At 43.1% G+C, this 14,231-nt stretch carries 11 protein-coding genes; 8 read left to right on the top strand and 3 right to left on the bottom strand.

The genetic code is table 11. The features are described from left to right. The first annotated feature begins 459 nt into the window (after positions 1–459). The 3 genes from nrdD (at position 460) to IWT5_RS01145 (ending at position 4,767) form a co-directional block, all read left to right on the top strand. Positions 460–2,658: an anaerobic ribonucleoside-triphosphate reductase gene (nrdD, locus tag IWT5_RS01155; RefSeq protein ID WP_089108119.1), complete on the top strand. Its 2,199-nt coding sequence runs from the start codon at positions 460–462 to the stop codon at positions 2,656–2,658. Between the two features lie 9 nt (positions 2,659–2,667). Beyond that, positions 2,668–3,252, top strand: a complete 585-nt coding sequence (gene nrdG, locus IWT5_RS01150; protein ID WP_089108118.1) for an anaerobic ribonucleoside-triphosphate reductase activating protein — start codon at positions 2,668–2,670, stop codon at positions 3,250–3,252. Between the two features lie 327 nt (positions 3,253–3,579). Then, on the top strand, positions 3,580–4,767 hold the full coding sequence (locus tag IWT5_RS01145; RefSeq protein ID WP_089108117.1) for an MFS transporter: 1,188 nt from the start codon (positions 3,580–3,582) through the stop codon (positions 4,765–4,767). Positions 4,768–4,821: 54 nt separating this feature from the next. Here the strand turns inward: IWT5_RS01145 and IWT5_RS01140 are convergent, their stop codons facing one another. Continuing rightward, positions 4,822–5,436 carry a hypothetical protein gene (locus IWT5_RS01140; protein WP_089108116.1) on the bottom strand — a complete coding sequence of 205 codons (615 nt, stop codon included), beginning with the start codon at positions 5,434–5,436 and terminating at the stop codon, positions 4,822–4,824. Positions 5,437–5,695: 259 nt separating this feature from the next. On the opposite strand from IWT5_RS01140, the gene IWT5_RS01135 reads away from it, so the two are divergent. The 5 genes from IWT5_RS01135 to IWT5_RS01115 all read left to right on the top strand — a co-directional run bounded on the left by IWT5_RS01135 (position 5,696) and on the right by IWT5_RS01115 (position 11,954). After that, on the top strand, positions 5,696–6,805 hold the full coding sequence (locus IWT5_RS01135; RefSeq protein WP_159459255.1) for a GGDEF domain-containing protein: 1,110 nt from the start codon (positions 5,696–5,698) through the stop codon (positions 6,803–6,805). 72 nt (positions 6,806–6,877) lie between these two features. Continuing rightward, positions 6,878–7,321, top strand: a complete 444-nt coding sequence (locus IWT5_RS01130; protein WP_089108114.1) for a universal stress protein — start codon at positions 6,878–6,880, stop codon at positions 7,319–7,321. A gap of 292 nt (positions 7,322–7,613) precedes the next feature. Beyond that, positions 7,614–8,519, top strand: a complete 906-nt coding sequence (locus IWT5_RS01125; RefSeq protein WP_089108170.1) for an AraC family transcriptional regulator — start codon at positions 7,614–7,616, stop codon at positions 8,517–8,519. A 297-nt stretch (positions 8,520–8,816) separates the two neighbouring features. Continuing rightward, a complete protein-coding gene (locus tag IWT5_RS01120; protein WP_089108113.1) occupies positions 8,817–10,295 on the top strand; it encodes an MFS transporter in 1,479 nt (492 codons plus the stop codon). 36 nt (positions 10,296–10,331) lie between these two features. Continuing rightward, entirely contained in the window at positions 10,332–11,954 is a 1,623-nt protein-coding gene (locus IWT5_RS01115; protein ID WP_089108112.1) for a glycoside hydrolase family 43 protein, read from the top strand. 93 nt (positions 11,955–12,047) lie between these two features. Here the strand turns inward: IWT5_RS01115 and IWT5_RS01110 are convergent, their stop codons facing one another. After that, positions 12,048–12,578 carry a hypothetical protein gene (locus IWT5_RS01110; protein ID WP_089108111.1) on the bottom strand — a complete coding sequence of 177 codons (531 nt, stop codon included), beginning with the start codon at positions 12,576–12,578 and terminating at the stop codon, positions 12,048–12,050. Next, entirely contained in the window at positions 12,568–14,190 is a 1,623-nt protein-coding gene (locus tag IWT5_RS01105) for an APC family permease (protein ID WP_089108110.1), read from the bottom strand. Before IWT5_RS01105 ends, IWT5_RS01110 begins: the two co-directional genes overlap by 11 nt. Between the last annotated feature and the right edge of the window lie 41 nt (positions 14,191–14,231).

Genomic DNA, 14,231 nt, shown 5'->3' with positions numbered 1-14,231 from the left:
TGTGTCGATTCATATCAATCAACAAAACAGAGTTTACATCCTAGGTATTACTCTGGCGTATCACTGAATTTAAGAAAATAAGTCACAATGCGACAAGAAATTGAATCCTTGTAATATTTGAAATAGTAAAGGATTTTTTAAGGACCGAGTATAAATAGGGCAACGTCGAGTAATGCGACGCTTTCAAATGATGACTATATCATGGATGGATGTTAAATATATTACTAAAAAAAAGGTTTTAGACATGTAAAAGGGCGTCTAATAGTTTAGATTTAGGCCTGATTTTAAAAAATAGTTACCAGACATAGTTCTAGAATACTTTCATGGTGCCCACTATATATAGTAGGCATATTTTAAAATTCTTTCCGATTGTACACAATATATGGTTGCGGATGCGGATTCAACACTATATTATGTACTTGTGCACTAATTCGGTAACAATATATGGAGTTGATCAGAATGCAAGAACCAAAAGAATTAACAATCGAAACGTTAACCGTTCTGAAACGAGATGGCCGTTCCGTCAAGTTCGACACGAAGAAGATCGAACGGGCGATTAAACGGGCCGCTATTTCGGTTGATTCAGAGCTAACAGCTGAAGACCAGCACGCTATTGATGACGTGGTGGATGCTGTTTTGACCGAAATCAGCAGTCGTTTTAAAGAAAACGTCAAAATTTACGAAATTCAAAGTATTGTGGAACATGAATTAATGGAGCACCAGCAACTTGATTGGGCCAAAGCCTACATTAACTACCGTGCCCAAAAAGATCTTAAGCGTAATCAAGCCACTGATATTAACTTTACGATTCAAAAACTGCTACATAAAGATGAAACAGTGGTCAACGAAAATGCCAATAAAGATAGTAACGTTTTTAATACACAGCGTGATTTAACTGCCGGCACGGTGGCAAGAACCATGGGACTTAAAATGCTGCCACCAAAGGTAGCCAACGCTCACTTGAAGGGTGATATTCACTGGCATGATTTGGACTACCAGCCATACAGTCCGATGACGAACTGCTGCCTGATTGATTTTAAGGAAATGCTTAATCACGGTTTCAAAATCGGTAACGCAGAAGTTGAACCGCCTCACTCCATTCAGACGGCTACAGCGCAGATGTCACAGATCATCGCAAACGTTGCTTCTAGTCAGTACGGTGGCTGTTCAGCAGACCGGGTCGACGAGCTGTTAGCACCATTTGCACTGAAGAACTATGACAAACACATGGTAGATGCTAAGAAGTGGATCGATGGCGAAGACCGTCAAAAAGCATTTGCTAAACAAAAGACCATTAAAGATATTGATGACGCCATGCAAGCGTTAGAATACGAAATCAACACGTTGTACTCCTCTCAAGGCCAGACGCCATTTACGACGCTCGGTTTTGGACTTGGTACGAGTTGGGTTGAACGTGAAATTCAAAAGGCAATTTTGAACGTTCGAATTGCTGGATTGGGCAAGGAGAAACGGACCGCTATCTTCCCTAAGCTGGTCTTTACGATCAAGCGCGGGTTAAACCTGAAGCCAGAAGATCCTAACTATGATATCAAGGAATTAGCCGTTGAATGTGCGACTAAGCGGATGTACCCCGATGTTTTAATGTACGATAAAATCGTTGAACTGACTGGTTCATTCAAAGCACCAATGGGCTGCCGCAGTTTCTTACAAGGTTGGAAGGACGAAAACGGCAAGGAAGTTAACGCCGGTCGGATGAACCTCGGTGTTGTAACCTTGAACTTGCCGCGAATCGCGCTTGAATCGAAGGGTGATAAGGATAAATTCTGGGCTATCTTGAAGGAACGACTGGGCATCTGCAAAGAAGCACTGGTCTTTAAGGTTAACCGTGCTAAGCAAGCGACACCACAAAACGCACCGATTCTTTATGAATATGGGGCTTTTGGTAAACGGCTGAAGCCAACGGATTCTGTCGACGAGTTATTTAAGAATCGTCGGGCAACGGTTTCCTTGGGCTACATTGGCCTTTACGAAGTCGGCACTGTGTTCTATGGCCCAACTTGGGAACATAATCCTGAAGCTAAACAATTCACCGTCGATGTGGTTAAGAAACTTTATAATAGCTGCAAAGATTGGGAGAATCAGTACGGTTACCACTTCAGTGTTTATGCAACGCCAGCTGAAAGTTTGACTAACACCTTCTGCCAAGCAGATATTAAGAAGTTTGGCCGGGTCAAGGACGTTACGGATAAGGAATACTATACGAATAGTTTCCATTATGATGTTCGTAAGGCACCAACTCCATTTGAGAAGATTGATTTTGAAAAGGACTACCCGCCATATAGTGCTGGTGGCTTCATCCACTATTGCGAATATCCAAACTTGAAGCAGAACCCAAAGGCCTTGGAAGCCGTTTGGGACTATGCCTATGACCGAATTGGTTATTTAGGAACCAACACCCCAATTGACCAATGCTTCAAGTGCGGCTTCAAGGGTGAATTCAAACCAACAGCGCGCGGTTTCGAATGCCCTAAGTGCGGTAACACTGATCCAGCTACGTGTGACGTGGTTAAGCGGACTTGCGGTTATCTCGGTAACCCAAACCAGCGGCCAATGGTCCACGGCCGGCACGTTGAAATTGCCAGTCGGGTCAAGCACATGACTTTAGGGAACGATAATAACAATATTGCTAGACAGTAAGGTGACAGTATGCAGACAAAAAAGGTAAGATTACCAAAGAATCCACAGCCAAAGGAATGGTTGGCAGATGACCTAAGCGAACAACGCATCGCCAGTTATAAGCCGTTCAACTTTGTGGATGGTGAAGGTGTGCGGTGCAGTCTGTATGTCAGTGGCTGCAAGTTCAGCTGTCCGGGCTGCTATAACAAGATTGCTCAAAGCTTCCATTATGGCACCCCTTATACGCAGGATTTGGAAGACCAGATCATCGAAGATCTAGGTCAGTCCTACGTTCAAGGCTTGACGTTGCTAGGTGGCGAGCCGTTTCTCAATACGCAAGTCTGCAACCATCTCTGCCATCGAATTCGTAAAGAATTCGGTCATGACAAAGATATCTGGAGCTGGACGGGCTATACCTGGGACGAACTCATGAAGGAATCGGACGACAAAAAAGAATTGCTGAGTCTGATCGATATCTTGGTAGACGGCAGATTCTTAAAAGCAAAAATGGATTTAACGCTGCAGTTCCGTGGCAGCAGTAATCAACGAATCATTAATGTTCCTGAATCACTGAAGAGTGGGAAAGTTGTGATTTGGGATGGGTTAGTAAAATAGAGCGCTCCGCAACACGGTTTGACTCCAGAGTATAACGATAAACAGGCAGGTTCCCTGAACTTTGGGAACTTGCCTGTTTATCGTTATACGGCCGGAGTCAGTGTTGCGGAGCGCGTTTCAACTAGATAACAGTGAACAGCAGCCGGAGTCAGTGTTGCGAAGCGCGTTTCAGCTAGATAACAGTGAACAGTGCCGGAGTCAGTGTTACGAAGCGCGTTTCAACAATAAAGTAGCGTTCTTTCCACAATATTATTCCCAAATAACTTATGTTTATATCTAAAATGTAGTAAGCTAAAAAAAGGAAAAAATTCGGGGAGGAAAAGTCTATTGAGCAAATATCGTTTACAAGCGATTGTCTTTGTGCTGGTTGCCTTCATGTTAGGCTGTAACGAGTTCATGGTTGTCGGTATTTTGTCTGACATTGCTAGTCATCTGCACGTTTCAATCGCATCAGTCGGGTATCTGGTAACTATTTTTGCAACGGTGTATGCCGTTAGTACGCCGTTCATTACCATTTTGACGAGTAAATATAGTCGGTATAAGACGCTATTGGTACTAATCGTGATCTTTTTAATCGGTAATACGCTTAGCGGATTTGCCACTAACTACTGGTCAATGTTGCTGTCACGGGTTATTGCAGCCTCGGTTGCGGGCTCGATTATTTCACTGATTATGACGTTTACAACGACAGTAGCGCCACGGCAGAAAAGGGCGAGCCTCGTTTCATGGGTGTTTGCCGGCTTCAGTATTGCATCGGTTATCGGTGTACCAATTGGGACCACTATCAGTACGAATTATAGTTGGCGGTACGCATTTTTCGCTGTTTCAGTCATCACTATTATTATCTTCGGCCTCTTAGTGTGGTTACTACCTAAGCACGTTGAACAGGTGCAGGGATCGATTAAAGGGCAGTTAAGCCTGTTAAAGGATCCACGGATTTACATTGGTATTATTCTGGTACTCTTCACTGCGGCAACGATGTACGGTTATTACACGTACATTCGGCCATTGCTGACTACTGCTTTGGGCTTCAGTAATGCCAGCTTAAATATCCTGCTTTTCGTGATTGGGATTATGAGTATTATTAGTAATCGTTGGTCGGGTCGAATTGCAGAAAATAAGGGGTTGCGTGGTATGCCAAAATACTACGTGGCTGATATTATTTTGTTGGTGCTATTACCACTAGCGTTGTCCACGAAGGTTTCTGGGCTAGCAGTGCTACTCATTCTCTCGTTGATCGTAACGTTAGTTAACGCGCCGATTCAAATTCATTTTCTTAATACCGCCGAGCGAGAATATCCGCAGTCGCTGGTATTGGCGTCATCACTCAATTCGATTTTCTTTAACTTTGGTATTTCACTAGGATCGGCAACATCGTCTGTGTTAGTGAGTGCCATCGGATTGAAAAATATTAGTTTGGGTTCAGCAGTATTTGCCGTTCTTTCCCTGACACTTATCGTTGCACTGAACAGAGCGATTAAAGCGAAACCGGTCCGCAGAGTGAGTCAATCATAATAGAATGAAAAAATCCCAGTTAATCACGTTGAGTGACTAACTGGGATTTTTTGATTAAGCAATACCTTCAAGGTTACTTGGTTCCTCTAAGTAAGGAATGAAGAATGCACCTGAAGCTTTTTTATTGGTTGCGGTAACCGTATAAGTCAGTGTTGGCTTATATTGCTTTAACGTCAATCTGAAGCTGACATGTTGTCCGCTACCCGTGTTTTGACTTGAAAGTAATTTCTTACCACTGTAAAGTCTGACGGTTCGGTGTGAGCCCAACGTATTAACGATTACTTGGGCATCCGATTTTGTCCGGACTTCACTAAAATTAACGATTTCATTAGTCGCGTAAGCAGAACGTGATAGCTTTTTGGTCTGAGTAACGCGCTGATGTTTACTTGTTGTGCCATATAATTCAAAGGTTTTATAACCAGTGAATTTATAATTCAAATTGCAGGTGTTCTTCTTTAGCTTGCAGTAGCTCGTGTGATGGTTATACACGACCGCGAGTAAGCTTGCCGATTTCGGCGCTTTAACCTGCACATTCAGTGCTGAAGAGACATAGGTTACCTTTTGGGTGCTAAGCTTAGGCAAGGACTTTGCGGAAGCTGACGGTGACGTCGTAAAGGCGCCTCCAAGCAGAATCAGAAACAGGCCAGAAATAAATAGTAATTTTCGCATGCACCCTCCTTAATACGGTGGATAAAATATGAGACAATGGTGATAATAACACATTTGTAATTTATCGTAAAGGTAAATTTGTCGTTTTCAGACAGACAATAAGTGTGGCAAGTATGACAGGTTGCCACTAAAATTGCAAGGATAACCTACAGAGTGTCAACACTGTATGAAAAATGAATTTCGGGCTGGCGACTAATCTGTTTACCACTGAGCATAAAAACTTTATAATGAGGTAAATGACGTGTTGGGGGGTGCCATGATGGGAATGATAGTAGCAGCCACATTTCTACTAAGTTTTTTAAATGTTGGTTTTATTGCTGTCCTGCAACGATTGATGCGGTTATTAGATCATGATATTGAGGGCAACAATCCCTATCCATGGCGAACGGAATTAGTTTACACGTGTTATTATTCAGCAGTGACTGCGTTTATCTTTGTGATGGCGGTCAATTCAACGCCGACACAGCAGCCGTTGTGGATTAACGGTGCGCTGATACTGATGATGAGTTATACGGATGCCGTTAAAACCAGAATCAATATTATTTTGCCGTTGGTGATCACTGTCGGTTTGTTTTTCGCCATTTCCAGGCTCTTTAGCTTCTGGCTCATCCTCACTTTGACGATTGGCATATTGTTGCTGCTGGCTGAGCGTCAGTGGTTTTTCCCCTTTGATCAGCATCCAGTGATTATTTTGAGCGTCAAAGCAATCATTGGTGGTATCTCATGGGCAGGGTTAACCGTAACCTTGCACTTGGCCTTAAAAGAGACGATTTCGATGTTTATCGTTTACCTCCTTGTAACGGCAATTGTTTACCGCTATATGGTCACGCTTCGACGAGAACACGTGAATCAAGTTGAAACAGCCCGTAACGTGATTTACGATAATCTGACGCACGCTTACAGCTGGTTGAGCTTTCGGTCAGATGCGAACTTTTTTTTTGAAAATTATAGTGAATTAAGTATTATTGCAATGGATATTGATAATTTTAAGCAAATTAACGATACCTATGGTCATTTGGCAGGTAACGTCACGCTGCAGAAATTCGCTGCAGTACTAGAAGCAGTCTTGGCGAAACAAACCCATGGGGCGAAACTGTATCGAACGGGTGGTGAGGAGTTTACCATCCTTTATCCTGGCGTTACCGCTGAAGCAGCCACGTTGATTGCAGAAGAACTGCAAGAGGTGGTTCGTGATCTGCAGGTTAAAACCGAAAAGGGTGAGACCATTCACATGACGATTTCCATGGGTGTCGAAAACCGGCGTATGGATGATAAGAGTGCAATCGAGATTTTTAATCGGGCGGATCGATACTTGTATGTCTCTAAACGAAACGGTAAGGATCAAATTTCCTTTGGTACAGATGAATAAGGTTTGGTAAAATGGAGATTGAAGTCAAAGTTCGTTTCACTCTCTTAAATACTCGGCGAAGGAGCGATTAAAATGGCAGAATTAGATCCAAAAAAATTTAAGCACATTTTAGTTGGCGTTGATGATTCACCGGATGCACAGTTAGCCTTTCGGTATGCCATGAATCGTGCCAAGGAAGACGATGCGCAAATGACCATTACCTCGATTCTTGAATCTGATGATATGAATGTTTATCAGGCGTTGAACAAAGATTTTGTTCACGGTAAACGTGGGGAATTGGAAAAGCATATTCTTGGTTACCGAGATTTAGCCATGCGGTTTGGCATTAAGAAAGTCAACGTCATCATTGGCGAAGGTGATCCTGGTGAGACAATCGTTAAGCAAATTATCCCAGAGGTTAAGCCTGATTTATTGATTATTGGCTCGTTATCAAAAAAGGGTATTCGGAAGCGCTTTGGTTCACAAGCTGCGTATATGGCAAAATATGCCCCGATTTCGGTGTTAGTGATTCGGTAATTTATAGAGAGTTGAGCCGCACTACTTAAAAGGTAGTGCGGCTTTTTTGATGCCATTTATCTAAAAATATGGCAATATTCGTAAAATCAATTTTGGTTACGCTAATGGTAGCATTATCGATTCAACGGGAAAAACAACATCATAAAATGACAAAAAATGGTCACTAAAAGCCAATAATTGATAGTAGTTAGCAATATATTTAATTTGACTAATGAATAAATATTGCATAGTATGAGAGTAAATTGTATCCTACATTGAATTAAAGATGGTTTATCAAGGGATGGTGGGTTTGATGACAAAAAAATTTGTGTCATTACCAGTGGTTGAATCAAGCATCTATATTTTTGGCGGGCATCAGCGAACTGTACCAGGAGGCTGGAGTTTCTTTGAACAGAAGCATCAAGTCTTTGAACTTATGTGCGTCGTCGAGGGACAGCAGACCACTGAAATTAAGGGTGTTTCGGCTTATACATACGGTCCTGGAGATGTGATGATCATTTCACCTGGCACACTGCATACCAATTGGAATGCCAGCAAAAATGCAGAAATGACCTATATTACGTTTCACTTCAACATTGAAAGCCTTGAATTAAAGTCTGAAATTATCAGCACGGTGGCTAACAAAGTTTTGAAAGCGGATACAGAAATAGCACGATTGGCAATGAAAACGGCACAACAAATGGTTCAAGACAGCCAAAAAGCTGATTTAAGCTCGGAAAAACTTAAAATTAAAGTCCAAATAGATTTACTTAAGTTCTTATATGGGCTGATGGTACATGATGAGCATGCAAAGGGCTCCAACTCTAAATATTCTGAACGTGAGGCGCAAACTGCGCGAGAAATAGCGACTCGAATCGAGGACCGGATTGAACAAGATGAGGTCAGTCATTTTTCCTTCGGCGATATTTGCCGTGAACTTGGGATTAGCCAGGGACATGGTCACCGGGTCTTCAAGAAAGTGTATGGCGTGACACCCTTACATTTTGCTGATGAACAAAAGTACCGAAAAGCCAAATTATTATTGGGATCACCAGAGAATTCAATTGAGGAAGTTGCCTATAAGCTAGGGGCTAGCAGTATCTCTAACTTTAGCAAGCAGTTTAAAAAGTGGTCAGGCATTACACCAAGTAAGTATCAACGGCAAATGATCGGCAAACGGTCAGTTAAAACCGTTAAAGAGGGCGGATATTTTGAATAGGCAATCAACATTTATGAATATTAAGTCATTATATTGATTACTATTCGAAATGGCTTCTTTACTTCATTTCTCCATGTGAATATCATAATTTGACAAAAATTAGGCATAAACGAAGATAGCTAGGAATATTGGAAGCGATTACAATGTAATCTATAACAAGCTAGCTTGTCGGTTACACAATAGTTTGGTTGTTAGAGATGCCTGTCACTGTCAGTTACGGAGAGAACTTGGTGTACGTTTGGTTGCTTTAATTAACCAACTAATGGAATGCTTATTTCTTGATTGGAGGAAACAATTATGGCATCTGTGCCTAAGCAAGACGTCGTTGAACAAAACGATGAATTTGCCAAGTTATCTTGGCGTGAACGTATCAGTTATGGGGCTGGTGACCTTGCACAAAACCTGATTTTCGGGACCATTGGTTCTATGCTCTTATTCTACCTAACTACCGTTTATGGTATTTCTGCAGCAGCTGGTGCAACGATTTTCTTAGTTGTCCGGTGGATCAACGTTTTCTGGGATCCGTGGGTTGGTGCATACGTTGATCGGCATAAATTTAATCCCAAAGTCGGTAAATATCGCCCATTCTTGATTAAATATGGGATTCCACTGACGATTTTATCAGCATTGCTGTTTTTGCCTATTCCAGCTGTCCGTGGCAATATCATATATGCTTTCTTAGCATATATGGCAACCGCGATGGTTTACTCGATGGTTAACATTCCTTACGGTGCTTTGAACGCGTCATTAACCCGTGATAACGATGAAGTTTCAACGTTGACCACTGTTCGGATGACTGAAGCAAACATTGGTAATCTGTTAGTTTATACCTTCTTACCGCTCTTCGTTCAATTAGCTTCACCTGATAAGCAATTAAAAGACATTGGTTTCTTTGGTATTAAGTTACATCTTGGTAATTATGCTTCACCAAAAGCCGGTGGCGCGTACTTCCTTGTCATGGCCATTTACATGGTCATTGGGTTTGCGATGTTATTATTCACTTACTCCGGCGTTAAAGAACGAATCTTACCAACCAAGGAAGAATCAGCATCCGTTAAATACAGTGACTTATTTGGTGAAATCAAACGTAACAAGCCACTGCAAATTCTTGGTTTGTTCTTCTTGATTGGTTTCACGTTCATGTTCTTTGGTAACACCGTATGGCCATTCTACATGCAATATAACGTTGGTCATCCAGAGTGGATGGCTTCAATCAACTTGATTGGGTCAATTCCAGGTATCTTCTTAGTCTTCTTATGGCCAATCGTTCGTAAAAAGATTGGTAAAAAAGGTTTCTTCTACTTGTTCTTGAGCTTGTTCATCGCTGGCTCATTAGTTCTGTGGGCATGGTCATTACCAGGCTTTAAGGATCAAACAATGCTTGGGTACATTGGTCGTTTCTTACAACAATGGGGCTTAACTGCTGCTACTGGTTACATGTGGTCAATGGTGCCAGAAGTTGTTTCATACGGCGAATACAAGTCAAAGAAGCGGGTTGCTGGGATCATCAACGCCATCATGGGCCTATTCTTCAAGATTGGCCTAGCGCTTGGTGGGATTATTCCAGGTTACATTAACGCCTTCTTCAAGTTTGATGGTTCTACTGCACATCAATCAGCTTCAGCAATGATGGGGATTCAGTGGTCAATGATCTGGATTCCAATCGTCTTAGCCGTTGTTGCTATGTTGATCATGAGCCGTTATCCATTAAGTGACAAGCGAATTGCTGAGATCAACGTTGAGCTTGAAGCTGAACGGAAAGCAAAGCGCGTTTAATTTAACACTATTATTTAGTCTGAAAGGAAGATTCTCATGAAGATTCAAAACCCCGTTTTACATGGTTTTAATGCTGATCCAAGTATGATTCGTGTTGGTGACACCTACTATATTGCTAATTCAACCTTTGAGTGGTTCCCAGGCGTTCGGCTACATGAATCAAAGGACTTGGTTCATTGGAACCTATTGCCGTCACCGTTATCAACAACCACTTTACTAGACATGAAGGGCAACCCAAGTTCAGGGGGAATCTGGGCACCAGATTTAACCTATGCTGACGGTAAGTTCTGGTTAATCTACACCGACGTTAAAATTACTGAGGGTGCTTTCAAGGATATGACCAACTATCTGACCACTGCCACCGATATTCGCGGACCATGGACGGATCCAATTCGGGTTAACGGTGTTGGGTTTGATGCCTCATTGTTCCACGATGATGATGGCCGTAAGTATTTGGTTCAACAGACTTGGGATCATCGTGAATACCACCACCCATTTAATGGGATTACCTTAACTGAATTTGACACTGATACCATGAAGCTGAAGCCGCAAACAGCTAGAACTATTTACACTGGGACCAAGGTTAAATTAGTTGAAGGGCCGCACCTGTATAAGATTAACGATTACTACTACCTGTTCGCAGCTCAAGGCGGGACGGTTTACACCCACCAAGAAGTGGTTGCACGTTCAAAGACTCTTGATGCGTTGTCATTCGAGTCAGAACCAGACGGCCCATTTCTGACGAACTTTGATACCCCTGATTTGGGTATTCAAAAGCAGGGTCATGGTGCGCTTGTTAACACGCCAAGCGGTGACGAATGGTACTACGCTTCACTTTGCGGCCGTCCTTGGAACCATGAAAATGAGTCGGCTTATGATCCTCGCGGCTGGTGCACATTAGGCCGTGAAACTTCCATTCAAAAAGTTGAATGGGACGATGAAGGCTGGCCACGGGTTGTCGGCGGTCACGGTGGTCAAATGGAAGTTGACGCCCCTAAGGATGCCATTTTAACGGAAGCACCTAAAGACGGTTCTCAACACGATGAATTTGATACACCAAAGCTTAACGATGAATGGAACACGTTACGGACACCATTCACTGCTGAAAAGGGTTCATTTGGCGATGGTCATTTAACCTTGATTGGTAAAAATTCGCTGGCAAGTACCTTCGATGTTTCAATGATTGCCCGTCGTTGGCAAGCCTTCAACTTTGATGCTGAAACCAAAGTGACCTTTGATCCATTCACGTATCAACAAATGGCCGGCTTAACGAACTTCTACAACGAAAAGCACTGGTCATTCGTCTTCATCACGTGGGATGAAAAGAAGGGTCACGTTATCGAAGTCGGCGAAAACAACAACGGTGACTATACATCGTACCTTAAAGATGACGCCATTGCGATTCCAGAAGGAACGGAATCCGTTTGGTTTAAGGTTAAAGCCCGTAAGCAGTCGTACAGTTACGAATACTCGTTTGATGGCCAAAACTGGCACGAGATTCCAGTGGCACTCGATGCTGCTATCTTATCAGATGACTACGTTTTGCAAAATTACGGTGGTTTCTTCACCGGTGCGTTTGTTGGCTTAGCAGCAGTTGATTACGCTGGTTATGACCAACCCGCAACCTTTGATTACTTTGATTATAAAGAATTAGATTAACTTTGAATCGCAATCAACCTCACATTGATCGCATCACAAAATAGCTGATTCATCAGTTTCTGACTGATGGATCAGCTATTTTTATTGGGGTAACTATGATTGTTGACCCTTTGTTTTCCAATACTTTGTCACGTAATAATTTTGTCGGCTGACATAGTCAATGACCATCACATCCGATTTATCGATCAAAGTAGGTGCTCCGAAAGAGACGGATTCAAAGTCGACTAGCTGAAGGCCAATCTGATGCTCACTGATTAAAGAGACGCGGCCAGCATAGATTTCAGGCCCAGTCACAATGCTGATCAATCGCTGCTCGCCTTGGCACTCAGCCAATAAACGGTCGGTAGACTGCCAGTTGTGTGGTAACTGCTGAGCTAACTGAAAAGGATCAAAAATATGTGCTGCTTGATTTTCCTTGATCATTGACTGGCAAAAGTCTAGGTAGGAGGAGTCAGTGACGACTTTTGAAATGTGAGCGCGGTCAATCACTTCTACGCTGTCGACCTGACCGTTATCATCGATTGAGACGAGCAAGAGCTGCTGCTCATTTTCCGCGATACTGGTGCCCACAATAAAGGAGTCGTCATCATCTTCTAAGTAAAGTTCGAATAGGTTATTCATCATCTTCCATTTCGCCTCGTTCCTTGGCCTCTTGATTCAGTTTCTGGGCTTTGCCAAAGTCCTCGGTCACAATGTAGCTACGAATACCCCACCAGTAGAAGCCTAGTGATGCAATGATAATTACGATAAAGTCCAATGGGTAGGGAATCCAGTTTAAGCCGTTAAATTGATGACTGCCAATGAAGGACATGATTGAAATGAAAATGAGGTAGCCGATCATCCAGCCACTAGCTTTAAAGGCTTGACGAGTTGAAGCAAAGTGATTCCGCCATTCATAGTAGAAATAAAAGGGCAGGCCCAATAAAATAATGAGAATGACTTGAACGGTAGTTGGCCACATGGCCCAGTAAGTAGCCAGTGAAGCGAGCACAAAGGACATTGGCGCAATCCACGGCAGCCTTTTTAAGCGAATCGGCCGGTAGAGCTTCGGCCCCATTTTTCGCAGTGAAACAGCGGTCACTGGGCCGGTTAAGTAGGCAATCAGAGTGGCGGTCGATAACACTGTTGCCAGGACTGCCCATGAGCGAAAGACTGTGACCATCACCATACTCAGTAAAGTATTGACCATCATGGCGTAGCGGGGAATACCGTATTTTAAGTTGATCCTGCCCAGAAAGTGCGGCACGTGACGGTTACCTTCCATCGCAAATAGCGCTCTGGCGGTATTGGCCACGAAGGACACACCGGTGCCAAATGGTGAAACGAAGGCGTCCATGTATAGCAGGACGGAAAGCCAGTGGATACCAAGTAAGATAGCCATGTCAGCAAATGGCGAGTTAAAGACGATGCCATGCCACCCGGTCGCTGCAATCATTTTCGGTGGAATCGCGGTGATAAAGGTGCTTTGCAAAATGACGTATAAAATCCCGCTGATCAGTAATGAAATTGTGATCCCACGACCAATATTTTTCTTTGGATGTTCAATTTCACCGCCCATATTAATAACGGTCTGAAAGGCATCAAACGAAAAGATAATACCAGCAGCAGAAGTGGCAGTGAAAATGGGTGCCGAGCCATAGGGCATAAAGGTTTGCAGGTTACTGCCGTAGTTGCCAGGGTGAAACCCTGAAAGTGTCAGCATGACAATGGTCAGTAGCGGGATGCCAATTTTAAAGACTGAGATCAAACTGGTGAACCGGGTCAAAATTTTGACTGACCAGAAATTTAACGCGGTGAAGACCAGGATGAAGCCAAATACCACAAACAAGCCACTGGTTGTGATGACACCGTTGCTAAGAAAACGGTGAGTCCAGTGAGCCCATGACCATGGCCAGGTACTCATGTACTGAACCGCGGCAACGGCTTCGATTGGAATCAATGTGATCAATGAAACCCAGTTGGCCCAAGCCGCAATGAATCCAAGTAGTGAGCCATGAGAATACTGAGCGTATTTACTCATACCGCCAGATTCTGGAAACATTGCGCCAATTTCGACGTAATCATAGGCGATGGAGCCAATGACGATGCCCCCAATGATCCAGGAAAAAATTGCGGCTGGGCCGGCAATTTTAGTTGCCTCCCAAGAACCGAACAGCCAGCCGGAACCGATTAAGGATCCCAGTGCCAGCATGACCAGCTGAAAGAGGTTGATTTTTTTGAATTTTGAACCTTCCATGCGTTGTACCTCGTTTGATTTCCTAGATAGTTGAATGATGA

This window comes from Secundilactobacillus mixtipabuli (assembly GCF_002217925.1).
Taxonomy (GTDB): domain Bacteria; phylum Bacillota; class Bacilli; order Lactobacillales; family Lactobacillaceae; genus Secundilactobacillus; species Secundilactobacillus mixtipabuli.
Note: the sequence above shows the minus strand (reverse complement) of the source record. Positions and strands in the feature narration are given on the sequence as shown.

Bases quoted from the DNA above. Each gene is read 5' to 3' on its own strand.
- nrdD (WP_089108119.1), top strand. From the start codon at position 460: ATGCAAGAACCAAAAGAATTAACAATCGAAACGTTAACCGTTCTGAAA.
- nrdG (WP_089108118.1), top strand. From the start codon at position 2,668: ATGCAGACAAAAAAGGTAAGATTACCAAAGAATCCACAGCCAAAGGAA.
- IWT5_RS01140 (WP_089108116.1), bottom strand. From the start codon at position 5,436: ATGCGAAAATTACTATTTATTTCTGGCCTGTTTCTGATTCTGCTTGGA.
- IWT5_RS01135 (WP_159459255.1), top strand. From the start codon at position 5,696: ATGGGAATGATAGTAGCAGCCACATTTCTACTAAGTTTTTTAAATGTT.
- IWT5_RS01130 (WP_089108114.1), top strand. From the start codon at position 6,878: ATGGCAGAATTAGATCCAAAAAAATTTAAGCACATTTTAGTTGGCGTT.
- IWT5_RS01125 (WP_089108170.1), top strand. From the start codon at position 7,614: ATGACAAAAAAATTTGTGTCATTACCAGTGGTTGAATCAAGCATCTAT.
- IWT5_RS01120 (WP_089108113.1), top strand. From the start codon at position 8,817: ATGGCATCTGTGCCTAAGCAAGACGTCGTTGAACAAAACGATGAATTT.
- IWT5_RS01115 (WP_089108112.1), top strand. From the start codon at position 10,332: ATGAAGATTCAAAACCCCGTTTTACATGGTTTTAATGCTGATCCAAGT.
- IWT5_RS01110 (WP_089108111.1), bottom strand. From the start codon at position 12,578: ATGATGAATAACCTATTCGAACTTTACTTAGAAGATGATGACGACTCC.
- IWT5_RS01105 (WP_089108110.1), bottom strand. From the start codon at position 14,190: ATGGAAGGTTCAAAATTCAAAAAAATCAACCTCTTTCAGCTGGTCATG.